The sequence below is a fragment of the Pontibacter coccineus genome, from assembly GCF_030546575.1.
Classification (GTDB): domain Bacteria; phylum Bacteroidota; class Bacteroidia; order Cytophagales; family Hymenobacteraceae; genus Pontibacter; species Pontibacter coccineus.
On record NZ_JAUOTN010000002.1, the window covers coordinates 447,631 to 472,972 of the forward strand.

Here is a 25,342-nt window from a genome sequence, read left to right on the forward strand (position 1 = left end):
TTTGTTGACTTTAAAAATAGGATGCTGGTAAAACATGGTGAACGACTATGGCAAAGCCCGTTTATCTGGCTATATTTACCCCTCTAAAAAAAGAAAAACCATATGGGTGTGAAAGCATGGCTCAGTAAGCCGCTCGCTGCTTACGTGCACAAAAAACACCAGTCCTGGATACAAAACCCGGTAGAAGCGCAACAGGCTGTTTTTGAGAGTATCATCAAAAAAGCACAGCAGACCGCCTTTGGCCGTGACCATCATTTTTCTGATATAAAGACCCACGCCGACTTTGTAGAGGCCGTTCCGGTGCGCGATTACGAGGGCCTTGCCTCATACTTTAACCGGGTGAAAGAAGGGGAGCAAAACATCCTGTGGCCCGGCAAGCCGCTCTACCTGGCCAAGACCTCCGGCACCACTTCCGGCACCAAGTACATCCCGATCACCAAAGACTCTATACCTAACCACATCAACGGAGCGAAAGACGCGCTGCTTTCCTACATCCACGAAACCGGTAACTCCAGCTTTCTGGACGGGAAGCTGATCTTCCTGTCGGGGAGTCCGGTGCTGGAGCAGGTGGGGGGCATTCATACCGGACGCTTGTCGGGCATAGCCAACCACCATGTGCCGGGCTACCTGCGCACCAACCAGCTGCCGAGCTACGAGACCAACTGCATCGAAGACTGGGAAACCAAGCTCGACCAGATCATCGAAGAAACGATAGATGAGAACATGACGCTCATATCAGGCATACCGCCCTGGGTGCAGATGTATTTCGACAAACTGATGCGGCAGACGGGCAAGCAGATCAAAGATATTTTCCCGAATTTCTCGCTGTTCGTGTATGGTGGCGTGAATTTTGAGCCTTACCGCAAAAAGCTGTTCGAGTCGATCGGGCGCGAAGTCGATTCCGTCGAAACATTTCCGGCCTCCGAGGGGTTTTTCGCCTACCAGAACGAGCAGCACGACAAAGGCCTGTTGCTGTTACTGAACTCGGGCATCTTCTTTGAGTTTATACCTACGGATGAGTACTTCAACGAGAAGCCAACCCGCCTGACTATCGGCGAAGTGGAAACGGGCGTGAACTATGCGCTGGTGGTCAGCAGCAATGCCGGCCTTTGGGCATACTCTATTGGCGATACCGTGAAATTTACCTCCGTGAAGCCCTACAAGCTGATCGTGAGTGGGCGCATCAAGCATTACATCTCCGCCTTTGGCGAGCACGTGATAGGCGAGGAGGTAGAAAAGGCGATGCAGCGCACCATGCAAAGCTACCCGATGGTGGAACTGGTGGAGTTTACGGTGGCACCATACGTGAGCCAGGACAAAGGACAGTCTTTCCACGAGTGGCTGGTGGAGTTTTCCATAGCGCCTGCCAACGAAGAGGCATTCGCGAAAGAACTGAACGCGCAACTGCAAAAGTTAAATACTTATTACGACGACCTGATTGCAGGCCGGATTCTGGCTGACCTGAAGATCAGGTCGCTGCCACAGGGGACGTTCCGCCACTACATGAAGTCGCAGGGCAAACTGGGAGGACAGAACAAAGTGCCGCGCCTGAGTAACGACCGCAAACTGGCCGATGGCCTGATCGAGTCGGCAGGCGTTCTTAACACTAACAAAAGCGAATGAAACGAATTGCTATACTTGGCTCCACAGGTTCCATCGGCACGCAGGCCCTGGAGGTGATCGGGGCCAATCCTGATAGTTTTGAGTTGGAGGTGATCACCGCCCATAACAATGCTGACCTGCTGATTGCGCAGGCGCTGGCTTTTAAACCGAATGTGGTCGTGATTGCCAACGAAGCCCTGTATGAACAGGTGCGTGACGCCCTGCAGCATGAGGCCATCAAGGTATACGCCGGCACCAATGCGCTTAACTCGGTGGTGGAGATGGGCACTGTGGACATGGTGCTGACTGCCATGGTCGGCTATGCCGGTCTGCAGCCAACTATCCGCGCCATCAAGGCCGGTAAAGAGATCGCCCTCGCCAACAAAGAAACCCTGGTAGTAGCCGGACAGCTGGTCACCGAACTGGCCCGACAGCAGGGTGTGAACATTTACCCGGTAGACTCTGAGCACAGCGCTATTTTCCAGTGCCTGGCCGGCGAATTTCACAACCCGATCGAGAAGATCATCCTGACTGCTTCGGGTGGGCCCTTCCGTGGTCGCAAAGCTGACGAACTGCGCCAGGTAACCCGGGCGCAGGCCCTTAAGCACCCGAACTGGGAAATGGGCGCCAAGATCACCATCGACTCCGCTTCGCTCATGAACAAAGGGCTGGAGGTGATCGAGGCCAAGTGGCTATTTGGGCTGAAGAACGAGCAGATCGAAGTGGTGGTGCACCCGCAGTCCATCGTCCATTCGCTGGTGCAGTTCGAGGATGGCTCCATCAAGGCGCAGCTCGGTTTGCCGGACATGAAACTGCCGATCCAGTATGCGCTGGCCTACCCGGACCGGCTCAAGACCGATTACCCACGCTTTAATTTTATGGACTATCCGCAACTCACTTTCGAGCAGCCGGACCTGGAAACGTTCCGCAATTTGCAGCTGGCGTTTGACGCGATGGAGCGTGGCGGCAATATGCCCTGCATCCTTAATGCGGCCAATGAAATAGCGGTGGCGGCCTTCCTGCGCGAGGAGGTCGGCTTTCTGGAGATGCCCGATATCATCGAAAGTAGTATGGCAAAAGTTGCGTATATTGCGAATCCTTCTTACGAAGACTATGTTACAACAGACAGAGAGACACGTACTTATGCGGCAGAAGCAGCTGGTAAACTGAGCCTCTAAGTTTCGCTATCAGGGGTTAATTTTTCTGTCAAGATCATCGATTCTAAAATTATTTCGATTAAATGGATATTTTAATAATGGTGGGCCAGCTCATATTGGGCCTGACAATACTGGTTGGATTGCACGAGCTGGGACACATGTTGACTGCCAAATGGTTTGGCATGCGGGTAGAGAAGTATGCGATTGGATTTCCCCCCAAAATATTTAGCAAGAAGATAGGCGAAACAGAGTACATGCTGGGTCTGATCCCGCTGGGTGGTTTCGTGAAGATATCAGGCATGGTGGATGAGTCCCTCGACACAGAGGCGCTTCAGAAAGAGCCGGAGCCTTATGAATTTCGGGCCAAGCCAGCCTGGCAGCGCCTGATCGTGATGATGGGCGGCATTATCGTGAACGTGATCACGGGTATTGTCATTTTCATCGCCCTGAACTATTACTATGGCGAGACATACCTGCCGGCCAGTGAAGTGAAGTATGGCGTGCAGCCAAACGAAATGGGCCAGGACCTGGGCTTTCAGGCTGGCGACAAAATTGTGGCCCTGAATGGGAAACCGCTTGAGAAGTTTGAGGACGTGTACTCCATGGATATGCTCCTGGGCCGCGACTCATACTACACGGTAGAACGCAAGGGTGAGCAGGTGAAAATACCTATTCCGGTAGACTTTATGGACCGCATGGCCGACAACAAAGAGCGCATGCTGTTTGTGCAGCCGCGGGTGCCTTTTGTAGTAGGTGAGGTAGCGCCTAATAGTCCTGCTTCAAAAGCTGGTTTGCAAGCCGGCGACTACATCAGAACGGTTAACGGCGAAAGCATACAGTTCTTCAACGATATTCAGGCTGTTTTGCAGAAGTATGCCGGCAAGCCTGTAACCATAGGGGTGGAGCGCGATAAAGAACTGGTAACCTTGAACGCTACCGTAAATGAAGACGCAACGCTTGGCTTCTACCAGAAGCCGCTCTTAGAGTATGCCACCCGCGACTACAGCCTGGGTGAATCCATTCCGTTGGGCACCAACCAGGCTTTTGGTGTGATTACGGCTAACCTTAAAGGATTCGGGAAGATATTCAGAGGAGAGGTGTCGGCTTCCAAGTCGTTGAGCGGACCGATCGGTATCGCCCAGATCTTCGGTGACACCTTCAATTGGTACAAATTCTGGTCGATCACCGGTATGCTGTCGATGGTGTTGGCCTTTATGAACTTCCTGCCAATTCCGGCGCTGGACGGCGGTCACGTTGTATTTTTAACATACGAGATGATCAGCGGTCGCAAGCCCTCTGATAATTTTTTAGAGAACGCTCAAAAAGTGGGCATGGTTTTATTGTTAGGCTTAATGGCTTTTGCTATATTTAACGATGTATTCAAGATAATCTTCTAACCAAAGATTCGTTTATGAGAGCCGTCGTGAAGAGCGCCTTAACTGTAGCCATTCTATTTGTTTTATTTGCATTTAATCAAGCCGGTGCTACACCAGTAGCATCGGCTTTTTCTATACCTACGCAGTCCGCTGCAGCTGATACCGTATACCTGGTGCAGCAGGGTGATACCTATTACAGCCTGTCACGCCGGTTCAGTATCCCGCTCGACTCGCTGCAGAAGTGGAACGGCACGCAGCTGCAGATGGGCCAGACCCTATACCTGACTAACCGTAAGGCAAAGGTGAAAACGACTGCTGCCAAGTCAGCTACTCCTGCAACACAGGCCAAACCGCAACCGTCAACCGCTAGCCAGCAGCCTAAAACTACCGCACAGCCGAATCCGCCAGCTGCAAAGCCTGCCACAGCGGTACAGGCCACGCCACAGGCTCAGGCTGCCAAGCCAGCCGCTACCCCACCTGCCCAACCAGCAAAAGCGGCCAGCAAGACGAATAACCTAACAGGCCCGGCCCGCACGCAGGCCAGTACATCAGCCGCAGCCTCTACACTGCCTACGCTGGAGAGTAAGGTGAAGCAGCGCATCCTAGTAGTGCCTTTCGACCCGTACCTGTATTTCTCTGACGCCGACGACGAGATCGCCCGCCATTCTAAGATACCGCGCCAGAACGTGCGCCACGTGTTCCGCGGCCGACTAAACGCCCTGCTGGCACCGGAAGGCTACGAGACCATTAACCTGCTGGGCGGCGTGTACCGCGACAGCGTGAGCGAACTGAGCACCCTGTACAAATCGCTGAGCTACGGCTACCAGGATAACAAGCAGTCGCGCTACAACCACCAGCCCACCGTAAAAGAGCGTGAAAACGCACTGGATTGGGTAAAACGCAAAAAGAACGACCTGAACATCAGAGGTGGGCAACCGGCTACTGTACCCGTAGCGCAGGACGAGAACAAGCACTTTGGTGTGAAGGTGAAGGACCCGAAATTCTTCTCGCACTTCAACGGCCAGTATGGCATCGACTACTACGTGTTCATCAACCAGTTTGAGGTGAAGACTAACTACGAAAACTGCCTGGACCGCGCCACCTGGAACTACGAACGTGACTTCCTGGTGCATTACTCCATCTACAACAGCCAAGGCGAACTTGTGTCGGGCAATAAGGTGAAAGTGCCTTACCAATCTAACCTGAACGACGTGCAGCGCATTGTGAGCGACAACATGCCGAACATGGCCAAGCGTGTGCTGGCTGACCTGCCGCAAGCTCAGAAATAAGTAATAATCCCTAAGTCCGTTTCCTGAGCCAGCTCAGCTTTAAAGCTGCGCTCACAGCGATGGTTCCCATCATGGCGCCAGTCAGGAACGAGACCACTATCCCCATTGGGGAGCGCATAAAGGTGCTGGCGTATAGGGCGTAGCCAATGAAGGCTATACCTGCTATACCTATACCTACCCAAAACAAACACTTTTGCTGTAGACTCACCTGATCAGGTATAGCCGCGCCTGGCTGGCGCCAGGTATAGAGCAGGATGAGCAGCGCACCCACCACGGTACTGCCATGCTGCACGATGCGGCAAAGCATGATCTCATAACCCATCACATCCACCAAACTTGTCAGCACAGGCCACTTGCCTGCAAAGTAGCCTGTCTCGTGGGTAAAGGAATCCCAGAAAATGTGCGTAGCTGCGCCTAAGATCACTGAAAAGGCAAAGACAAACCACCGATCCTTCAGATAAGAGAACCAGTTTAATTCCGGTACGGCCAGCGCCCTGCCTTTAAGCCAATCGGGGAGGTGATTTACAGCAGGCCGGCGCACGACCATATGAAAGACAGTTGCTAACACGAGTGCAACAGGCAGGTTGAAATACAGCAAACCCTCCAGGGTATGGCTGCTGTGCTTAAAAAGGGGGAGCAGCAGAAAGTACTGAAAATCCGGTGCGATGCTGCCCGTGATCAAGCCGGTGGCGTAGAACCAGCGGCTGTGCTTCAGCAAAGGCAATACGGCAGCAGGATGCGCAGCAGTGAATGGCATAGGGTATAGGAAGCAATTAGACTACTTTGCTATACCTCGCCCTTGCAGTACTGGTTTTATCAATCGGAATTCTACGCGGCGGTTAATGCGGCGGTCTTCTTCAGTCTTCTCATCGCGCAGGGGTTTGCTGCTTCCATAGCCATAGGCATCGATTCGCCCATCCTCAAGGCGCACCTTGTGCTGGATGTACTGCAGGATGGCATCGGCACGGTCTTTCGACAGGATCTGGTTAAACTCAGGATCGCCGGCGCTGTCAGTGTGGCCCGCAATCTCCAGCCGGAACCCAGGGTTTTCCACCAGGAAGTAAGCCACTTCATCCAGAATGGCGTGCATCTCGGCGGTGATATTCGATTCGTTCGGCTCGAACTCAATGTTACTGAACACGATCGGAATGTTGTGGTCAATCACCCGAGTCATGATTTGCAGTGAAGTGTCCTGCTGCAATGCCAGTTCCCGCTCAATCGTGAAGAAATCCGGACTCTGGATGATCATCATGTAGCGGGCGTTATCGATCAGGTTGAAGGCAAACGAACCGTCCGGCCGGATGTACTTCGAGGAAATCTCGATGCCGTTGTCGAGGTCGATGATGGAGATGACACCCGAAAGCGGTTTGTTGGAAACAGAATCGCGCAAGACGCCTTCCACTTTGGTCACAGCCAGCGGGTGGGCTTCCATGGGCAGCGGGAAAGAGTAGAGGTCCAGATTTTTGAGGTCGCTTTCTTCGGAGCGGGCATAGTACAGGTTCTGCGACTGCGAGTCGATGGTGAAGTAGTATTCGCTGCCACGCCCGTTCACGAGCGGCCCGATGTTACGCGGCTCCTGCCATTTGTTGCCCACCAGGTAGGTCTTGTAGATGTCGAAATCACCGAAATTGAATAGCTGCCCGCGCGAACTGAAGTAGAGCACCTTGTACTTGGGATGGTAGAAAGGGCTCACCTCGCTCTGGCGCGTGTTGATGATCGGGCCCATGTTCTGCGCAGGCGCCCAAGCCCCGCTCTTCAGCTTGTGCGTGAAGTAGATGTCAGACAGACCGAAGCCACCCAGGCGGTCGGAAGCAAAGTAGAGCGTGTCCTCGTTGGGCGACAGGGTAGGCTGCGAGTCCCAGGACGGGCTGTTCACGCTTGGCCCCAGGTTCTCGATCTCGTGCCAGCTGCCGTCGGGCTGCAGGCTTGCCTTGTACAGGTCACAGTTGCCGAAGCCGTCCGGCGATTCGCAGCGGGCAAAGTAGAGTGTCTTTCCGTCGCGGGTGAGCGTGGCGGAGCCTTCGTTGTAAATACTGTTGATGGGCTTGCCAAAGGACTGCGCCTCGGTCCAGTAACCGTTGCTGTTATGAGAGTAGTACAGGTCCTCGTTTGGCTTGCTCTCTATACCTTGAAAAGTGCGCTTCGAGGTGAAGATAAGCGTACTGTTGTCGGCGTTGAGGGTAGGGCCGTAGTCTTCGTAAATCGAGTTGATGGTGTTGCCCATGTTCAGGTATACCCCACGCGGCGGCTGGTAGGTCGAAATGGACTTGCGGTACTCCACCAGCTCGTAGTAATAGCTCAGCGGCACATAATAGTCCTTGGTGTTCTGTTCCAGCGAGTCGTAGTAGGATTGTACCTGGCGGATGTCGGAGCGGTGGTGCTTGAGCACGAGGCGGTATACCTCCATGGCCTGGGCCATCATATCCTGGCGCTCATAAAGCTGACCCAGCCTCCAAAGCAGGTTGGTGTCTTTGTAGAAGTTCTGCACGCCGAAATTGCGCACGTAGCCCTCCAGCAGCCTAAGGGCCTGTCCGTACTGCTTGCGCCGCTCCAGGCGTTGTATCTCTGAAAATTTTTTGGAATCCTTGTAGTAGGCGATCCGGTTCAGGTTCGGGAAATCCAGGTGCATTTCCTGGTTCGGGACCTTTTTCTTCACCTTCACGTCAGGCCCGTCTTGCAATGGCGTATGCTTCAACTGACCCAGGCACAGAAGTGGGGCCAGCAACAGCAGCAGGAAGAAAGCAGGGGCATTAAGTCGTTTCATCGGCACAGGGCGTGATACCTGAACCAAAGATATTATTTTTTAGCCTATGTTCTGAAACGTTTTATTAATAATCCCTTATATTTTGGGAATACGTGCCAACGCCGCTGCCAGCGCGACAATTTAGACAGGTGGGAGTACTTGGCACAGGTCTTGACAATAATACACTCCACAGGCATAAAGCAGATTTTACCTTACCTTTATGTCAATTTGGCACTGATACAATCTATGAACTATACACTGGAGAATTTTCTCAACCAACTTTTAATCGGAAACATGTCGGTAGATGATAGCGATGATCTGATTCCGGTAATCACCACAGACCCTGACGAAGAAATGCTGCCGGAAGACATGCCGGACGAACTGCCTTTACTGGCGGTGCGCAACACAGTATTGTTTCCGGGTGTGGTATTGCCTATTACCGTTAGCCGCAAAAAATCAGTGCGCCTCGTGCGCAAAGCCCATAAAGGCGACAAGATCGTCGGGGTGGTGGCGCAGCGCAACACCAACAGCGACGATCCGTCAGCCGAAGACCTGTACGAGATCGGTACCATGGCCAAGATCCTGAAAATGCTGGTACTGCCCGATGGCAACACGACCATCATTATCCAGGGCCAAAGCCGTTTCAAAATAGAGGAGGTGACGCAGGAAGACCCTTACCTGTCGGCCAAGGTGAGCTACTGCAAGGATACCTTCCCCAACAAAAAGAGCAAGGAGGTAAAAGCCCTGGTGCACTCGCTGAAAGACGCGGCTGCCAAGATGCTCAAACTCAACCCCGAGATTCCGCAGGAGGCGCAGGTCGCCCTTGATAATATTGATAGCCCGAGTTTCCTGACCCACTTCCTGTCGAGCAACCTGAACGTGGATGTGGCGCAGAAACAGAAGCTGCTGGAAGTGAACGACGGCGTGGAGCGCGGTACGCAGCTGCTGGAGATCATGCTGCGCGAGATCCAGTTGCTGGAACTCAAGCAGGAGATTCATACGAAAGTACACACCGACATCGATCAGCAGCAGCGCGACTACTTCTTGCGCCAGCAGATCAAGGTGTTGCAGGACGAGCTGGGGCAGGAGGGACCTGATCAGGAGATCGAGCGTTTCCGCGAGCGTTCCATGAAAAAGAAGTGGCCGGAAGCTGTGGCCAAGCATTTCAACAAAGAGATCGAGCGATTGGCCCGCCTCAACCCGCAGGCAGCCGAGTACCCGGTGGCGGTCAACTACCTGGAGTTTCTGCTCGATCTGCCCTGGAACGAAACCACCAAAGACAACTTCAACCTGAAGCGCACCAAAAAGATACTCGACGCCGATCACTACGGTCTGGAGAAAGTGAAGGAGCGCATCATTGAGTACCTAGCCGTGCTCAAGCTGAAAAAGGATATGAAAGCGCCGATTCTGTGCCTCTACGGACCTCCGGGTGTGGGTAAAACCTCGCTGGGCCGTTCGATTGCCACCGCTTTGGGTCGCAAATATGTCAGAATGTCACTGGGCGGCGTGCGCGACGAGGCGGAGATCCGCGGCCATCGCCGCACCTATGTGGGCGCCATGCCGGGTAAGATCATCAGCCAGATCAAAAAAGTAGGCTCTTCCAACCCGGTCATCATCCTTGACGAGATCGACAAACTGGCCTCCGATTTCCGCGGCGACCCGTCTTCGGCCTTGCTGGAAGTGCTGGACCCGGAGCAGAACCATACCTTCATGGACAACTACCTGGACGTGGAGTACGACCTCTCGAAGGTGCTGTTCATTGCCACGGCCAACTCACTCGACACCATTCAGCCTGCCCTGCGCGACCGAATGGAGATCATCGAGCTGACCGGCTATACCTTAGAGGAGAAAACGGAGATAGCCAAGCGCCACCTGGTGCCGAAGCAGGTAAGTGAGCATGGCCTGGAGGAGGAAGACGTAAAAATGTCGAAGGCCACGCTACAGAAGGTGATCGACGACTACACCCGCGAGTCGGGTGTGCGTAGCCTGGAGCGTAAAATCGGGCAACTGGTGCGCAACACGGCCAAGCAGAAGGCGATGGAGGAAAAGTACACCCCATCCATTAAGCCAGAAGACGTCGTAAAAATTCTCGGACCGGAGACATTCGACAAAGAAATCTACCAGGACATCGATACAGCCGGTGTGGTAACGGGCCTGGCCTGGACCTCGGTGGGTGGTGATATCCTCTTCATTGAGTCTATCCTGAGTAAAGGCAAAGGCAAGCTGACGCTTTCCGGGCAGCTGGGTGATGTGATGAAAGAGTCTGCCATGACGGCCATCTCATACCTGAAGGCCCACGCTGAGCTGTTAAACATTGACTACCGCCTGTTCGATCAGTATGACCTGCACATCCACTTCCCGGAGGGCGCCGTGCCAAAAGACGGTCCGTCGGCAGGTATAGCTATCTTCACGTCCATCGCGTCTGTGTTCACGCAACGCAAAGTGAAGTCGCGCCTGGCGATGACGGGTGAGATTACGTTGCGTGGCAAGGTGCTGCCGGTGGGCGGTATCAAAGAGAAGATTCTGGCTGCGAAAAGGGCAGGTATAACGGATGTGATCCTCTGCCAGAAAAACCGCAAAGACATCACCGAGATACCGGACCAATACATCAAAGGTCTGCAAATTCACTACGTGGACCGCGTGGATGATGTGGTGCAGATTGCTTTGCTCAAGCAGAAAGTGAAGCATCCGCTCAATCTGACCATATCGGAGGATGTGAAAGGAATGAATATCTAAAGGTGAGTCGGGTCGCCCCAATTGCGTGCCCTATCCGTGAGTCTTCTGCTAAGGCAGAGACATAGCTTTAAACGGCATGGGTTGCCAGGTGCGCACCTTTGCGGGGCCGACCGGCAGCCCATGCCGTTTGATGTTCATTTGGGCGAGCAACAAACCAGCGTATATACCGGTTTGTATGTTGCGCAAGGCACACCACCTGTACAATTTTGACGTTGTATACCTGGATGCCTGCGGCAACTAAGCCAGAAGAGAAGGAGCTGGGGAATCAGGTCGCTCGCGGAACACATCTTCACCCTTCGCACGGACACGTTCCTGAAACGTAGAAGGAAAGAATAAGGCAGCTTATACCTTTAAGTGTGGCTGTCGGGTTTGTAAATTTTAAAAATCGAAAATGTTAGATTCAATTGAGCATTTGACACCAGCCCAGATTGTGGAGGAGCTGGATAAATATATCATCGGGCAGAAAGACGCCAAACGTAACGTAGCCATTGCGCTGCGCAACCGCTGGCGCCGCATGAATGCCGACGAAAGCATTCGCCGAGAAATCGTGCCCAACAACATCCTGATGATCGGTGCAACGGGTGTGGGTAAAACCGAAATCGCCCGCCGTCTGGCCAAGATCGCGGACGCACCCTTTACCAAAGTAGAGGCTTCCAAGTTTACGGAAGTAGGCTACGTGGGCCGCGACGTGGAAAGCATGGTGCGCGACCTCGTGGAGCAATCCGTGAACATGGTGAAGACCAGAAAGAAAGAAGAAGTGAAGCAGAAAGCCGCCGAGGTAGTGGAAGACATCATCCTCGATGCGCTGATTCCGCCTATCCAGGGTGGCCGCGCAACGCCGAGTTTTTCGAGTACTTCCGAGCCAAACGGCATGCCCGATAACGATTACGAACTGAACGAACGCACCCGCGAGAAATTCAGAGAAAAAATCCGCAACGGTGAGCTCGAGGACCGCAAAATAGAGATCCGGGTGCAGCAGAGCGCTATGCCAGGCATGGGCGTGATGGGGCCAGGTATGGACGAGGCTTCCATGATGAACATCCAGGAGATGATCAGCGGCATGATGCCCAAAAAGACCAAGAAACGCAAGGTGAGCATCGCCGAAGCCCGCAAGATTTTGCTGGAAGAGGAAGCCGCCAAGCTGATTGATATGGACGAGGTGAAGGAAGAGGCTATCTTCAAGGCAGAGAACTCCGGCGTGATCTTCATCGACGAAATTGACAAAGTAGCCAGCGCGAGCGGCAAAGGCGGCAGCGGTCCCGATGTGAGCCGCGAAGGTGTGCAGCGCGACCTTCTGCCAATCGTGGAAGGCTCAACTGTTAACACCAAGTATGGCGTCATCAACACCGACCACATCCTGTTCATTGCCGCCGGCGCGTTCCACGTGGCCAAACCGTCGGACCTTATACCTGAGTTGCAGGGCCGTTTCCCGATCCGCGTGGAGTTGCAGAGCCTGACCAAGGAGGACTTCTACCAGATCCTGAAGTTCCCGAAAAATGCCCTGACTAAGCAGTATGAGGCGCTACTGAGAGCGGAAAATGTAGAGTTGAGCTTTGCCGACGAAGCTCTGGACGAGATCGCGAACATCGCCTTTGAAGTGAACTCGGAAGTGGAAAACATCGGTGCCCGCCGTCTGCACACGGTCATGAGTCGTTTGCTCAACGACATCCTCTTCGACGTACCCGACAAGATCGGCCCCAACGCTCGCATCGTCGTCAACCGCGAGATGGTGCTCGAAAGGCTGTCTGATATGGTGAAGAACCGGGACCTGAGCCAGTATATCTTGTAAGTTAGAAAAGTAAAAAGTTAGCAGGGATGGTTTGTAGAGGTAGGTCGTGACCTGCCCGAATCGTGCACAGGTTTTCAAGGAAGCCAGCATGGTCACTATACTTGTCAATTGCGATAAAGAAAAGCTGGTGTTTCTGTGAAGGCGGGGGCACCAGCTTTTTTGTTTGGAGCAAATGCCTTATTTTCAACTAAAGTATTCCCCGGTGATTAGAAGGCACTTTGTTCAGATAATAGCCGTATTGACACTGTTTCTAGTCTTAGGAGCTGTTTTGTCTTATTTTCTCCTGCTAGATATGTCCACACCGAAACACATCAAGGAGTTAAGGAAATTCGACAGCATTGTGAGTAGCTGTGAGACAGCCAGTGCAAAGGCAGATGCGGACTATGTAAAAGGTATTGTCAAAATGTATTTTGGTATGGGGATTGATTCGGATGAGAAAAGGATGCCCTACACTTTTTATAAGCGTTTGGAAAAGGAATATGGGATCGAGATTATCTATGCGGGTGATTTGATACATCCTTACATAGGTTGTTATAATCTCAAAATGGATAGTCTGTTATCCGAAAAGATCGGCCGTAATACATTAGACAACCTTTACAAGAAAATGCATCGGGAACAGTATCCTATTTAAGGTATCCCCATTTGGTCCCCACTCGTAATTTTAAGAAACACTCTTAATTCTCAAACTCCAAAACCTCCATGAACTACTACTTCATCACCGGAACGAGCAAAGGTATAGGTAAGGCCATTGCCGAGGAACTGCTTCAGGACAAGAACAATTTTGTGATAGGCGTTTGCCGCAACAGCACCATACAGCACAAGAACTACCGCCACCAGCCGCTTGACTTCTCGGATATACCTGCCGTAGAGCACAACCTGCACAAGGTGTTCGTCCCTTACAATGACGCCGAAAAGCTTGTGCTGATCAACAATGCGGGCGTGTTGGGCGATATCGGGTATGTAGGCGAAGGTATGCCGAATGAGCGCTTTGAGTTTGTGTTCGACGTGAACGTGATTGTGCCGGCCATGCTGATGAACAGTTTTCTGCAGGTATACAAGCCGCTGCAGGTGCCGAAAGTGATTGTGAACGTGAGTTCGGGCGCAGGCAGATACCCGATCGATGGCTGGGCCAGCTACTGCGCTTCCAAAGCGGCAATTGACATGCTCTCGCAAACAATACAGCAGGAACAGAATGTGCGTGCCTCTGGTGTTCGGGTCTTCTCCTTGTCGCCGGGCGTGGTTGATACAGCCATGCAGGAGCACATCCGGGAGAGCGATGAAGAGAAGTTCAGCAACGTGCAACGCTTCCGAGACTATAAAGAACAAGGCGAACTGGCCTCACCGGAAGAAGTAGGCCGCAAGATCGTTTGGTTCCTGAACAACACCGACGACTTTAACGAAGTACTGGTGTCAGTAAGAGATATAGTGGAATGAGTTGCTTTTGCGGCACAAACTCCAAAGAGGTTTATTTAACCCATCAGAGAGCCCTTCCTGGCGAGAGGGGCTTTTTTTATTCCCCAAACGCAGGTAGACCTATCCTCGGGGTGACTGCCATAAGGTATAGAGAAATGATCGGTGCACTTAGTCCTAACCGTCTGATACTTAAAAATATATACTTTATGCTGAAGTTTGCTAAATTAATATAGTTATGCTAATTTGGTATAGCTGTCTTTAAAAGCTCCTATACTTTAGTATGTTATGAAGAATCCCCTTTGTCCGCGTTGCAGTGCTTTGGAAGTAGTGAAAAGCGGCGTCATCAACGACAGGCAGCGTTATCGCTGTAAAAAGTGCAGTTATTATTTCACAGTAAATAAACTCGGGAAGGGGATTGATAGCTATTATGTAACCAAAGCGCTGCAACTTTACATCGAAGGTATCAGCTACCGGGAAATCGAGCGGATTCTAGGTATAAGCCATGTTTCCATCATGAACTGGGTACGCAAATACAAGATCAAGGCCCCGGAGCAAACCGAGTACCACCCGACCTATAAAATCCTGAACCACATTGAGCTGGTGGAGCATATGAAAAACAACGCCAACCTGAAAGGCGCCGGCATGATGATCACCGAGCTTGGTGACAAGTACATGATGATCAAATGGAAGCGGTTCAAGGATTAGGTGAATTGGTAAATTGTTGAGTGTGGCGTTTGTTATTACTTGTAATTTCGCTCGCGTCCCACTAGTGTGAAGTATTTGATAGCGCCCCGCCGCTCGTGCAAAAGCGGCATTCGCCTGCCTGCTTCTGAGGACACACTGCTTTCGTCGATTTACAGGTATAGCATTGTAGTTAAATCAGATTAGTCCTCTCACAGACTATACCCGCCTTGCTCCACCCGAGAGGGGACTTTCTGCCACTAACACCCAATCCCGTCAACTTAGGCTTTTTATGTCATTTCGATCGGGGGTGGGGGCCCTCGTTTTGGGAGAAATCTGAAGTAGAGCGAAAATTTTGAAAGTATCCAGATCTCTCCTTTCGTCGAGATGACAGCTGGAGTTAATCATGGCTTAAGTTGACAGTCGCCCCTGCCCCCTTCAAAGGGGGACTTGAGCCAATACCATAGTCAGGTATGAGCGCTGTAGGATTTTACACATACTACACGGACCCCAGGCAGGTATAGCAAGGCTAACTTGCACGTGAGCAATGAAACAGAAAGCATCAGCCAGGTGCACTTTACGACGCTCCACTGTTTGAGCGGTCAGCGAGTTTGGAGCGTCTTGACTTTTTTGCTTACTTTTTGTGTCAAGACAAAAAGTGAGTGCCCGCCGCACAGGCGAAGCTATAAAACAGTAAAGTTTACTATACCTAGAAGCGCCGCTAAGCAAGCTGCAAACTGGCCTAAAGTAAACCAAATTTACACTGACACCAAGTTGGTGGTACTTTATGGTTGTATCCTCAATAGAACAGGTATAGCCTTACCCCGGAATTCCCTGGAAAACCCCATTCCTATACCCATGTATACCAAATTACCAAAAATATACGCCCCATTATCCTTTTTCCTGAATCTTTCTTAAAATAGATTAAATAATTCGGGGAAACAGCTGACCTCTCTTCACCTTAACATTTAGTAGTATCAAATGAAAAAACTGTTACTATATGTAGCGGCAGGGCTGGTGCTTTGCTGCGCAGGAAGGAGTGCGTCTGCACAAGGCTCCACGGAGTACGGGGCAGGTATAAAGCTGCCTATTAACGAAGACGGCTCCAAGTATATCCGCTTTATTACTTGGCATCAGGTATGGATCAGGTATGGATCAGGTATAACGAGCACAACTCGGGCACCATTCGCAACGGCGAGCCAGTCGACAACACACTTGACTTTGGTTTGCGCCGCTCCCGTTTCCTGACTTACTCCCAAATCTCCCCCCGCTTCCTGGTGCTCCTCCACTTTGGTATTAATAACCAGAACGCCGTTAGTGGCGGTGCCAACCCGGCACTGGATGGCAAGAAGCCGCAGATCTTCATCCACGACGCCTGGACGGAATACAAAGTGTTTAACAACGCATTGTCGATTGGGGTTGGTCTGCACTACTGGAATGGCATATCGCGTATGTCGAATGCCAGTACGCTCAACTTCATGACCATCGATGCGCCGATCTTCAACTGGGCTACCATCGATGCCGCCGACCAGTTCGGTCGTATGCTGGGCGTGTATGCCAAAGGCAAGCTCGGCAAACTCGACTACCGCGTGGCTGTAAACGACCCTTTCCTGACCAACACGGCAGAGGCGATCGGACCGAATGCCAACTACAATCCACGGAACAACAACAAGGTATACCAGGGTTATTTCAACTGGCAGTTCCTGGAGCAGGAGTCGAACCTGCTGCCGTACATGGTGGGCACTTACCTGGGCTCCAAGCGGGTGTTTAACATCGGCGCGGGCTTCATGCACAACAAAGACGGCATGTGGCGCGAGCAGAATACCATCAATGGTTTCATAACGGAGAAAGAAGACATCAACCTGTTTGGTATGGATGCTTTTTTGGATCTGCCGCTCAACACCGAAACCAACACAGCCCTGACGGCCTACGGCGTGTACTATAACTATGACTTCGGGAGAAACAACGTGCGCAACATCGGCATCATGAACCCAGCACAAGGTGGCCGCGCGCTCCGTGGCAACGCCTTCCCGACCATCGGCACGGGTGATATCCTGTACGGCCAGGCACGCTACCTGCTTCCCAAAGATTTGATCACCGAGAAGGCCCGTCTCCAACCCTATGCCGCCTTCAGCTATGGCAGTTTAGACGGTGTGCAAAACAGCCGCGGCGAAAAAGTGCCGGTGAAAGTGCTCGACCTGGGAACCAACCTCCTGCTCGAGGGCCATCATTCCAAAATCACGCTCAACTACCGCAACCGCCCTGATTTCACCAACCCGGATAACCTGAAGTACCGACCAGAGATCACGCTGCAGGCCATGATTTACTTGTAAGAACCTTAAAAAAACTAAACTATATACCCATGGAAAATAACAAGAACAGAATGCAGGAGTACTGGCAGCGCAATGTGCGCATCCTCCTGACGCTTTTGGCCCTTTGGTTCACCGTGTCCTATGTCTTCGGCATTTTGCTGGTCGACGAGCTCAACCAGTTCCGTCTGGGCGGCTTTAAACTGGGCTTCTGGTTTGCGCAGCAGGGCTCCATCTATGTGTTTGTGCTGATCATCTTCATCTATGTGTGGCTGATGAACAAGCTCGACCGCGAATTTGACGTGCACGAAGATTAATCTCCCACTTTAAAACACCTTAAGACAATGGATATCTTAACCTGGACATACATCATCGTGGGCCTGACCTTCGCCCTCTACATCGGCATTGCCATCTGGTCGCGGGCGGGTTCTACAAAAGAATTTTACGTGGCAGGCGGTGGCGTGAGCCCGCTGGCCAACGGCATGGCAACGGCCGCTGACTGGATGTCGGCTGCCTCGTTCATCTCCATGGCGGGCCTCATCTCGTTCATGGGCTACGACGGATCGGTGTACCTGATGGGCTGGACGGGCGGCTATGTGTTGCTCGCACTCCTGCTGGCGCCCTACCTGCGCAAGTTCGGCAAGTTCACTGTGCCCGATTTCGTGGGAGACCGCTACTACTCCAAGACAGCGCGCCTGGTGGCGGTGGTCTGCGCCATTTTCATCTCCTTCACCTACGTAGCCGGCCAGATGCGTGGCGTAGGCATCGTGTTCTCCCGCTTCCTGGAAGTACAGATAGAGACTGGGGTTATCATCGGGATGATCATCGTGTTGTTCTACGCTGTGTTGGGCGGCATGAAAGGCATTACCTATACCCAGGTGGCGCAGTACTGCGTGCTGATCTTCGCTTACATGGTGCCCGCTATCTTTATTTCGATGATGCTGACCGGCAACCCGATTCCACAACTTGGTTTGGGTGGCACACTGTCTGACGGCACCTACCTATTGGATAAACTCGATGGATTGCTTCCGGAGCTTGGCTTCACGGCCTACACCGACGGCAGCAAGGCAACGATTGACGTGTTCTTCATCACAGCTGCTTTGATGGTGGGCACGGCCGGTCTGCCCCACGTGATCGTGCGCTTCTTCACGGTGCCGAAAGTAAAAGATGCCCGTAAATCGGCTGGATATGCATTGGTGTTTATTGCGATACTCTACACAGCTGCTCCTGCAGTAGGTGCGTTTGGTATGTACAACATGCTGCAAACCACCAGTAACCAGCCTATCGCAAACATGCCGCAGTGGGTGAACAACTGGGAGAAAACCGGTTTGATTGGCGTGGATGACAAAAACGGGGATGGTCACATTCAATATGTGAAAGACCCTGTGGTAAACGAGCTCAACATCGACAAAGACATCATGGTGCTGGCCAATCCCGAGATTGCGCAGCTTCCGAACTGGGTGATTGCCCTGGTAGCGGCCGGTGGTCTGGCGGCGGCCCTCTCCACAGCGGCTGGTTTGTTGCTGGTTATCTCTACCTCCATTTCGCATGACTTGCTGAAGAAATCCGTGATGCCGGGTATATCCGAGAAACAGGAACTGATTGCGGCCCGTTTGGCGGCTGCGGCAGCAGTGATTGTAGCAGGGTACTTCGGCATCAGACCGCCGGGCTTTGTGGCGGAGGTGGTGGCCTTTGCCTTCGGTCTGGCCGCGGCTTCGTTCTTCCCCATCATCATCATGGGCATCTTCTCCAAGCGCATGAACAAACAAGGAGCCATTTGGGGGATGATCTCAGGCCTGCTGTTCACGATCAGCTACATTTCCTACTTCAAGTTCATCAACCCGGCCGCGAACGTGCCTGAGAACTGGTTCATGGAGATCTCTCCGGAAGGCATCGGCACGGTAGGTATGGTGATCAACTTTGTAGTGTCCTTTATCGTGTCCCGCTTCACGCCGGCCCCGCCCGCCCATATCCAGGAGCTGATCGAGGATATCCGCATCCCGAGAGGCGCAGGCGAAGCAGTGGCGCATTAAGATTGATTGTTGGTGGCTAATTGATTGTTGATGGCTAAATGGTTAAATTGTTGGATGGTTGACTCGGTGGCACTGCTACCGGTCAGCCATTCAGCATTACTTCGACCCTCGCTCGCCTCTGGCGAGTGTGCGCTACTGGGCGGACTCTGGCCGCTAGTGCCTGTGCCTCTAGGCACAAGTGGCGGGACGCCACCAAATGACTCACACTCGCGGGACGCGAGCGAGGGCATAAGAATAAAAAATCAACAATTTAACCACCCAACCATCACTCAATCTCAACATGCGTGACTACTCCAAAGGCAGACGACTCTTCTTCATCAGTGCCCTGTTCATGGTGCTGTTGAATTTTCCGTTGCTTTCGATTTTCAATTCGGGGGCGACGGTGGGAGGAGTACCGGTGCTATACCTGTACCTGATGGTGGTGTGGGGGCTTTGCATTGCGGCGATTGCGTTTTTCATTAACCGGCAGGATTCCAGAAAACAGAAGAAATAATCCATGAACTACTGGCTCGTTATCGGTGTGTCGTTTTTCTACCTGGCTTTGCTTTTTGGGCTGGCCTGGTGGGCGGAAAGGCGTTCGGCAGCGGGCAGGAGTTTCGTGGGCAATCCCTACATCTATGCGCTCTCTATGGCCGTGTACTGCACCGCCTGGACCTATTACGGGTCGGTAGGAAGGGCCGCTACCACAGGTTTGGGTTATCTGGCCATTTACATCGGTCCAACGCTGATGGCCCCGCTCTGGTGGGTAGTGCTGCGCAAGATCATCCGCATTTGCAAGGTGCAGCGCATCACCACTATCGCCGACTTCATCTCGTCGCGCTACGGCAAAAATATTACGCTGGGCAGTATTGTCACCATCATCTGTGTGCTCGGCATTATACCTTACATCTCCATCCAGCTCAAGGCCATCGCCAGTAGTTTGGATATGCTCACAGGTATGGACGAAGTAGGTCGAAGTCCGATGTTCGGCGATACGTCTTTCTACATCGCGCTGGGCTTAGGTTTGTTTACCATCGTGTATGGTACGCGGCACGTGGAGGCCACCGAGCGACATGAAGGCATGGTGACGGCTATTGCCTTTGAATCACTCTTCAAACTGGTCATCTTTATCGTGGCGGGTGTTTTTGTGACCTATGGCGTGTTCAACGGCTTCGGCGACATCATGCAACAGGCTATGCGGCTGCCCGACTTCGAGCGGCTGATGACCTTTGACTCTGACAACGGCTTTTCGCAGTGGTTCTGGATGGTGGTGCTGTCCATGCTGGCGATTTTGTTCCTGCCGCGCCAGTTTCAGGTGGCCGTGGTCGAGAACGTGAACGAACAGCACCTCAACAAGGCCATGTGGCTCTTCCCGCTCTACCTGTTCGCCATCAACATCTTCGTGCTGCCCATCGCCTTTGGCGGCGACATCCTGTTCGGCAACGCAGGTATAGACGCCGACATGTTTGTGCTGGCGATCCCTTTGCGTGAAGGCCAATCGATCCTCGCCTTGCTGGTATACCTGGGCGGATATTCTGCCGCGACAGGTATGGTGATTGTGGCGACCATCGCCCTGAGCGTGATGGTGAGCAACAACCTGGTGATGCCGCTCCTGGTAGGTATACCTGCCATCAAAAACCGCTACCAGAATCAGCTCACCAAGCTCTTGCTTTTCAGCCGCCGACTTGGCATTCTGGTGATTCTGTTGCTGGCCTACCTATACTACAAGGGTGTGGCGGAGTACTACTCGCTGGTGGAAGTCGGACTGGTGTCGTTTGCGGCAGTGGCGCAGTTCGCCCCGGCTATCATTGGCGGCATTTTCTGGAAAGAAGGTACCAGGAACGGAGCGCTGGCAGGTATAGTTGTCGGCGCAGCGGTCTGGTTCTATACCTTGGTGGTACCGTCGATGGTGGGGGTGGGCATGTTGCCGAATGCTATTCTGGAGCACGGTCCGCTAGGTATTTCGTGGCTCAAGCCTTTCGAGTTGTTCGGGCTGCAGGGCATGGACTACATCTCGCACGCCATGTTCTGGAGCATGTTTCTGAACGTGGGGCTCTACATCGGCGTGTCGCTGCTGAGCAGGCAAACGTCGCAGGAGCGTAACCAAGCCGAAGTGTTTGTGGACATCTTCAAGTACTCCACCATATTCGAAAGCTCCATCGTCTGGAAAGGCACGGCGTACATCCCGGACATTAAGTCACTGCTGGTGAACTTCCTGGGGGAGAAAAAAGCGGAGATGGCGATGAAAGCCTACAAGCGCAAATACCCCGAGCCGGAAGATGAAACCGGCAAGGCCGACCCGAAACTGGTGACCTACGCAGAGAAGATCCTGTCTGGTGTCATCGGGTCCTCGTCGGCCCGCATCATGGTGGCGTCGGTGGTGAAGGAGGAGGAAATCAGCATTGACGAAGTGCTCAACATCCTGAAAGAATCGCAGCAACTGATCTCGATCAATAACGAGTTGCGCCGCAAATCGATGGAACTGCGCCGCGCCACCGAGCAGCTCCGCAGCGCCAATGAGCGACTGAAGCAACTCGACGAACTCAAGGACGAATTCCTGTCCACGGTCACGCACGAGCTGCGCACGCCGCTGACGTCCATTCGGGCACTTTCCGAAATTCTGTACGACAACCCCGAGATGGAGCGCGAGGATCAGGAGCATTTCCTCCATACCATCGTGAAGGAATCGGAGCGGCTGACGCGCCTGATCACGCATGTGCTGGATCTGGAGCGCTTCGAGTCGGGCAGGCAAAAGCTCAACCTCGGGCCGGTGCAGATCGAGGAGGTGGTGCGTGAATCGGTGCAGGCGCTGGAACAACTGGTGCAGGAGAAAAATATCGACCTGGTGGTGGATGTGCAACACAACCTGCCCGCTATCAACGGCGACAAAGACCGCCTGATGCAGGTGCTGGTGAACCTGGTGTCCAACGCCATCAAATTTTGCCACCCGGAGCAGGGCCGTATCATTGTGTCGGGCTACTACATCGATGGCGACATCAAAGTGAATGTGGTAGACAACGGCAAGGGCATTGACCCGGAGTTCCACAAACAGATATTCGACAAGTTTTACCAGGCGCAGAACCAGAACATCCGCAAGCCGGAGGGCAGTGGGCTGGGGCTGGCCATCAGCAAAAAAATAATTGAATCACACCAGGGGCGCATCTGGGTGGAGAGCGAAGCGGGCAAAGGGTCCCGGTTTTCGTTCGTGCTGCCGGTGAGAGTAAATGTGCCCGCAAACGTATAAAACTATGAGTGCCAAAGAGAAATTGAAGGTGTTGGTCGTGGATGATGAACCAAGTATCCTGATGCCGCTGGAATTTTTGATGCGCAAGAACGGCTACCAGGTTTACATTGCCCGCAACGGTACCGAGGCCATGGAGAGTGTGGACAAGGAGCGCCCCGATGTGGTGTTGCTCGACATTATGATGCCCGACGTGGATGGCTATGAAGTATGCCGGCACATACGGGGGCAAGAGATTATGAACGGGGCCAAAGTAATCTTCATGAGTGCCAAGACCAAGGACGCCGACATCAAAAAAGGCTACGACGTGGGGGCGGACCTGTACATCCCGAAGCCCTTTTCAACGCGCTTCCTGATGGAGAAGATAAAAGAGCTGACACAGCGTTGAGTGGCATGCAAAAGCTAAAACCAAGTCAATTTGAAGCGGTGTTTTTAGACTCCTTTGATACTTTCAAGGTGTTTGATCATCTGACGGCACAAGAAATAGGACGAAACCTGCCCATGGCTCCAAAAACGATTTGGCAGATCTTAAATCACCTGATCGCTTGGTAGGATCATCACCTGCTGCAGCTACAGAACACTGAAAACGAGGTTGGAATAAATGAAAAAATGACCTGGATAGAAGAGGAGCAATGTGGTAGCCAGGAAAGATTAGATGAAGCTGTGGCAAAGTTTGAGAACCAACTTGAACGGATAAAAGAGGAAATCTCAATGCTCGGTTTGAAAGACACGGAATCGCAGAAAAAACTGAAGGTTGTACAGGATTTGTCTGTCTACCTATCATTTCATATTGGCGAAATAATTTTAATGAGGCGAATGAGGGGCAATTATCCATTGCCGCATCAGATGAAGGAATTTTTAGGTTAGACGTGAAATGAAATTCCGCTGACCCAGTACGTGGGCAAAACTTTGGCTATACCCTGTTAAGCTCAATTGGTAACACCGAAAAAGAACGTGGAGATATGGAAACAGTAACTCAAACCAACAGCTCGTATGCCGGGGCCTACGAACGAAGTATAAGCGATCCGGAAGGCTTCTGGGGCGAACAGGCGCGGCAGATTGCCTGGTTCGAAGAACCCAGGCAAATCCTGACCACCGACGAGAATGGCTTCTACCGCTGGTTTGCCGGTGGCAAGCTCAACACAGCCTATCTGGCGCTGGACTACCACGTGGAGAACGGCCGCGCCGACCAGACCGCCCTGATTTATGATTCGCCTGTAACCAACACCATCCGCAAGTACAGCTACCGCGAGTTCCGCGACATGATAGCCCAATTTGCCGGTTATACCTGAGGCGGTGGTGGCCATGCTGGCCTGCGCCCGACTGGGTGCCATTCACTCGGTGGTGTTCGGTGGCTTTGCGCCGCACGAGCTCACGGTGCGTATTGACGACGCGCGTCCGAAGGTGGTTATCTCCGCTTCCTGCGGCATTGAGTTCGACAAGTACATACCGTACAAACCCTTGCTCGACAAAGCCCTGAACGACAGCAAGCACAAGCCGAAACATACCATCATTTTGCAGCGCCCTTACGTGGAGGCCGACATGCAGCCTGGCCGCGACCTGGACTACGTGGATGTATTGCAGAAAGCACAACCTGTGGATCCGGTGCCGGTAGATGCGCACGACCCGCTCTACGTGCTTTATACCTCGGGCACCACCGGCAAACCCAAAGGCATTGTGCGCGACAACGGCGGCCATGCCGTGGCGCTCAAATACAGCATGAAAGCCGTGTACGGCGTTGATCCTGGGGATGTATTCTGGGCGGCCTCGGATGTGGGTTGGGCTGTGGGACACTCATACCTGGTATACGCTCCGCTCATCCATGGCTGCACCACGGTGCTCTTCGAAGGCAAACCGGTGCGCACCCCGGATGCCGGCACGTTCTGGCGCATCATCATGCAGCACGACGTGAAGGTGCTTTTCACTGCTCCAACCGCCATCCGCGCCATCAAGAAAGAAGACCCGAATGGCATAGAGAAGATTAAGTACGACCTGCCCTCGCTCAAGTACCTGTTTCTGGCCGGAGAGCGCTGGGACCCTGCCACCTATTACTGGGCCAAGGATTTGCTGCGCATACCGGTGGTCGACCATTGGTGGCAAACCGAATCGGGTTGGCCGATGGTGGCCAACATGGTGGGCTACGGTCTGAAACCAGCCAAACCGGGCTCTGCAGGCTTGCCGGTCTGCGGGTATAAAGTGGAGATTCTGGGCGAGGAAGGGCAGGGGCTTATACCTGCGCAGGAGGGATATGTGGCCGTGAAGCTGCCGTTGCCTCCGGGCTGCCTGCCCACCTTGTGGGAAGACAACGATCGCTTCTACAAATCCTATCTCGACCGCTTTCCGGGCTATTACATGACCGGCGATGGCGGATATATGGACGAAGAAGGCTATATTTATATCATGGGACGCATTGACGATGTCATCAACGTGTCCGGTCACCGCCTCTCAACCGGAGAGATGGAAGAGATGGTTGCCTCGCATCCCGCCGTAGCCGAGTGCGCCGTGGTAGGTATAGCCGACGACCTGCGTGGCCAGCGCCCCATCGGTTTGGTCGTGCTCAAAGACGGGCAAACCATCGGTGAACAGCGGATTGAGCAGGAGCTGATTTCCTTGATTCGGGAGAAGATCGGCGCCGTTGCTTACTTCCGCAACGCCATTATTGTGAAGCGATTGCCCAAAACACGCTCTGGCAAGATTCTCCGCAAGATACTGCGCAACATTGCCGACGGGGTGCACTACGCTATACCTTCCACCATCGACGATCCGGCAATACTGACCGAGATTCACAATGACCTGAGGGATCGGAAGATCGGGAATGCGTTTTTGGAGTGAGTTACCCTGAAAACTCGGCAAGGAGCATGCTACAAGCGCCCTCGCGGCAGGGACAAAAAGCGGCCAGAGTCCGCCCGATAGCGCACACTCGCGGGACGCGAGCGAGATTAATATAATTAACACTTGTAGGGACAGGTCGCGGCCTGTCTGAATCGTGCATCC

The 25,342-nt window shown here is 52.9% G+C and carries 21 protein-coding genes; 19 read left to right on the forward strand and 2 right to left on the reverse strand.

Features of this window, described 5'->3' with window-relative positions; genetic code table 11:
• The first annotated feature begins 102 nt into the window (after positions 1-102).
• From Q4E40_RS05945 to Q4E40_RS05960, 4 genes are all read left to right on the forward strand, one after another.
• Positions 103-1,623, forward strand: coding sequence for a GH3 auxin-responsive promoter family protein (locus Q4E40_RS05945; protein ID WP_303410664.1), 1,521 nt, complete (start codon positions 103-105; stop codon positions 1,621-1,623).
• Positions 1,620-2,780, forward strand: a complete 1,161-nt coding sequence (locus Q4E40_RS05950) for a 1-deoxy-D-xylulose-5-phosphate reductoisomerase (RefSeq protein WP_303410665.1) — start codon at positions 1,620-1,622, stop codon at positions 2,778-2,780. Before Q4E40_RS05945 ends, Q4E40_RS05950 begins: the two co-directional genes overlap by 4 nt.
• Positions 2,781-2,842: 62 nt before the next feature.
• Entirely contained in the window at positions 2,843-4,156 is a 1,314-nt protein-coding gene (gene rseP / locus Q4E40_RS05955; protein ID WP_303410667.1) for an RIP metalloprotease RseP, read from the forward strand.
• Between the two features lie 14 nt (positions 4,157-4,170).
• Positions 4,171-5,424 (forward strand): LysM peptidoglycan-binding domain-containing protein, encoded by a 1,254-nt coding sequence (locus Q4E40_RS05960; RefSeq protein WP_303410669.1) that lies wholly within the window; start codon positions 4,171-4,173, stop codon positions 5,422-5,424.
• Positions 5,425-5,434: 10 nt separating this feature from the next.
• On the opposite strand, the gene Q4E40_RS05965 is transcribed toward Q4E40_RS05960, so the two are convergent.
• On the reverse strand, positions 5,435-6,181 hold the full coding sequence (locus tag Q4E40_RS05965) for a DUF4184 family protein (protein WP_303410670.1): 747 nt from the start codon (positions 6,179-6,181) through the stop codon (positions 5,435-5,437).
• Positions 6,182-6,202: 21 nt separating this feature from the next.
• A complete protein-coding gene (locus tag Q4E40_RS05970) occupies positions 6,203-8,188 on the reverse strand; it encodes an OmpA family protein (protein WP_303410672.1) in 1,986 nt (661 codons plus the stop codon).
• A 225-nt stretch (positions 8,189-8,413) separates the two neighbouring features.
• Between Q4E40_RS05970 and lon the strand changes: the two genes are divergently transcribed.
• The 15 genes from lon (at position 8,414) to Q4E40_RS06045 (ending at position 25,180) form a co-directional block, all read left to right on the forward strand.
• A complete protein-coding gene (lon, locus tag Q4E40_RS05975; protein WP_303410673.1) occupies positions 8,414-10,903 on the forward strand; it encodes an endopeptidase La in 2,490 nt (829 codons plus the stop codon).
• Between the two features lie 391 nt (positions 10,904-11,294).
• Positions 11,295-12,692, forward strand: a complete 1,398-nt coding sequence (gene hslU, locus Q4E40_RS05980; RefSeq protein WP_303410675.1) for an ATP-dependent protease ATPase subunit HslU — start codon at positions 11,295-11,297, stop codon at positions 12,690-12,692.
• Positions 12,693-12,984: 292 nt separating this feature from the next.
• Complete coding sequence (locus Q4E40_RS05985) at positions 12,985-13,323, forward strand: hypothetical protein (RefSeq protein WP_303410676.1); 339 nt, start codon at positions 12,985-12,987, stop codon at positions 13,321-13,323.
• Positions 13,324-13,391: 68 nt separating this feature from the next.
• Positions 13,392-14,126: an SDR family NAD(P)-dependent oxidoreductase gene (locus Q4E40_RS05990; RefSeq protein WP_303410678.1), complete on the forward strand. Its 735-nt coding sequence runs from the start codon at positions 13,392-13,394 to the stop codon at positions 14,124-14,126.
• A gap of 264 nt (positions 14,127-14,390) precedes the next feature.
• Entirely contained in the window at positions 14,391-14,810 is a 420-nt protein-coding gene (locus tag Q4E40_RS05995) for an IS1/IS1595 family N-terminal zinc-binding domain-containing protein (protein WP_303410680.1), read from the forward strand.
• A 1,115-nt stretch (positions 14,811-15,925) separates the two neighbouring features.
• Positions 15,926-17,119 carry a hypothetical protein gene (locus Q4E40_RS06000; protein WP_303410682.1) on the forward strand — a complete coding sequence of 398 codons (1,194 nt, stop codon included), beginning with the start codon at positions 15,926-15,928 and terminating at the stop codon, positions 17,117-17,119.
• Positions 17,120-17,148: 29 nt separating this feature from the next.
• On the forward strand, positions 17,149-17,412 hold the full coding sequence (locus Q4E40_RS06005) for a DUF4212 domain-containing protein (protein WP_303410684.1): 264 nt from the start codon (positions 17,149-17,151) through the stop codon (positions 17,410-17,412).
• 27 nt (positions 17,413-17,439) lie between these two features.
• Entirely contained in the window at positions 17,440-19,128 is a 1,689-nt protein-coding gene (locus Q4E40_RS06010; RefSeq protein ID WP_303410685.1) for a sodium:solute symporter family protein, read from the forward strand.
• A gap of 280 nt (positions 19,129-19,408) precedes the next feature.
• Positions 19,409-19,621, forward strand: a complete 213-nt coding sequence (locus Q4E40_RS06015; protein WP_303410686.1) for a hypothetical protein — start codon at positions 19,409-19,411, stop codon at positions 19,619-19,621.
• A 3-nt stretch (positions 19,622-19,624) separates the two neighbouring features.
• Positions 19,625-22,351, forward strand: coding sequence for an ATP-binding protein (locus Q4E40_RS06020; protein WP_303410688.1), 2,727 nt, complete (start codon positions 19,625-19,627; stop codon positions 22,349-22,351).
• Between the two features lie 4 nt (positions 22,352-22,355).
• Positions 22,356-22,736: a response regulator transcription factor gene (locus tag Q4E40_RS06025; protein WP_303410689.1), complete on the forward strand. Its 381-nt coding sequence runs from the start codon at positions 22,356-22,358 to the stop codon at positions 22,734-22,736.
• Positions 22,737-22,741: 5 nt separating this feature from the next.
• Positions 22,742-22,900 carry a hypothetical protein gene (locus Q4E40_RS06030; RefSeq protein WP_303410690.1) on the forward strand — a complete coding sequence of 53 codons (159 nt, stop codon included), beginning with the start codon at positions 22,742-22,744 and terminating at the stop codon, positions 22,898-22,900.
• 57 nt (positions 22,901-22,957) lie between these two features.
• Positions 22,958-23,215: a hypothetical protein gene (locus Q4E40_RS06035; RefSeq protein ID WP_303410691.1), complete on the forward strand. Its 258-nt coding sequence runs from the start codon at positions 22,958-22,960 to the stop codon at positions 23,213-23,215.
• A gap of 95 nt (positions 23,216-23,310) precedes the next feature.
• Positions 23,311-23,640 (forward strand): acetyl-coenzyme A synthetase N-terminal domain-containing protein, encoded by a 330-nt coding sequence (locus Q4E40_RS06040; RefSeq protein ID WP_303410692.1) that lies wholly within the window; start codon positions 23,311-23,313, stop codon positions 23,638-23,640.
• Positions 23,624-25,180 (forward strand): AMP-binding protein, encoded by a 1,557-nt coding sequence (locus Q4E40_RS06045; protein ID WP_303410693.1) that lies wholly within the window; start codon positions 23,624-23,626, stop codon positions 25,178-25,180. The genes Q4E40_RS06040 and Q4E40_RS06045 overlap by 17 nt, the downstream gene beginning before the upstream one ends.
• The last annotated feature ends 162 nt before the right edge of the window (positions 25,181-25,342 follow it).

Bases quoted from the DNA above. Each gene is read 5' to 3' on its own strand.
- Q4E40_RS05995 (WP_303410680.1), top strand. From the start codon at position 14,391: ATGAAGAATCCCCTTTGTCCGCGTTGCAGTGCTTTGGAAGTAGTGAAA.
- hslU (WP_303410675.1), top strand. From the start codon at position 11,295: ATGTTAGATTCAATTGAGCATTTGACACCAGCCCAGATTGTGGAGGAG.
- Q4E40_RS06025 (WP_303410689.1), top strand. From the start codon at position 22,356: ATGAGTGCCAAAGAGAAATTGAAGGTGTTGGTCGTGGATGATGAACCA.
- Q4E40_RS06035 (WP_303410691.1), top strand. From the start codon at position 22,958: ATGACCTGGATAGAAGAGGAGCAATGTGGTAGCCAGGAAAGATTAGAT.
- Q4E40_RS05990 (WP_303410678.1), top strand. From the start codon at position 13,392: ATGAACTACTACTTCATCACCGGAACGAGCAAAGGTATAGGTAAGGCC.
- Q4E40_RS06010 (WP_303410685.1), top strand. From the start codon at position 17,440: ATGGATATCTTAACCTGGACATACATCATCGTGGGCCTGACCTTCGCC.
- Q4E40_RS05985 (WP_303410676.1), top strand. From the start codon at position 12,985: ATGTCCACACCGAAACACATCAAGGAGTTAAGGAAATTCGACAGCATT.
- rseP (WP_303410667.1), top strand. From the start codon at position 2,843: ATGGATATTTTAATAATGGTGGGCCAGCTCATATTGGGCCTGACAATA.
- Q4E40_RS06000 (WP_303410682.1), top strand. From the start codon at position 15,926: ATGGATCAGGTATGGATCAGGTATAACGAGCACAACTCGGGCACCATT.
- Q4E40_RS05950 (WP_303410665.1), top strand. From the start codon at position 1,620: ATGAAACGAATTGCTATACTTGGCTCCACAGGTTCCATCGGCACGCAG.
- Q4E40_RS06015 (WP_303410686.1), top strand. From the start codon at position 19,409: ATGCGTGACTACTCCAAAGGCAGACGACTCTTCTTCATCAGTGCCCTG.
- Q4E40_RS05965 (WP_303410670.1), bottom strand. From the start codon at position 6,181: ATGCCATTCACTGCTGCGCATCCTGCTGCCGTATTGCCTTTGCTGAAG.
- Q4E40_RS06005 (WP_303410684.1), top strand. From the start codon at position 17,149: ATGGAAAATAACAAGAACAGAATGCAGGAGTACTGGCAGCGCAATGTG.
- Q4E40_RS05970 (WP_303410672.1), bottom strand. From the start codon at position 8,188: ATGAAACGACTTAATGCCCCTGCTTTCTTCCTGCTGCTGTTGCTGGCC.
- Q4E40_RS05945 (WP_303410664.1), top strand. From the start codon at position 103: ATGGGTGTGAAAGCATGGCTCAGTAAGCCGCTCGCTGCTTACGTGCAC.
- Q4E40_RS06030 (WP_303410690.1), top strand. From the start codon at position 22,742: ATGCAAAAGCTAAAACCAAGTCAATTTGAAGCGGTGTTTTTAGACTCC.
- Q4E40_RS05960 (WP_303410669.1), top strand. From the start codon at position 4,171: ATGAGAGCCGTCGTGAAGAGCGCCTTAACTGTAGCCATTCTATTTGTT.
- Q4E40_RS06040 (WP_303410692.1), top strand. From the start codon at position 23,311: ATGGAAACAGTAACTCAAACCAACAGCTCGTATGCCGGGGCCTACGAA.
- lon (WP_303410673.1), top strand. From the start codon at position 8,414: ATGAACTATACACTGGAGAATTTTCTCAACCAACTTTTAATCGGAAAC.
- Q4E40_RS06020 (WP_303410688.1), top strand. From the start codon at position 19,625: ATGAACTACTGGCTCGTTATCGGTGTGTCGTTTTTCTACCTGGCTTTG.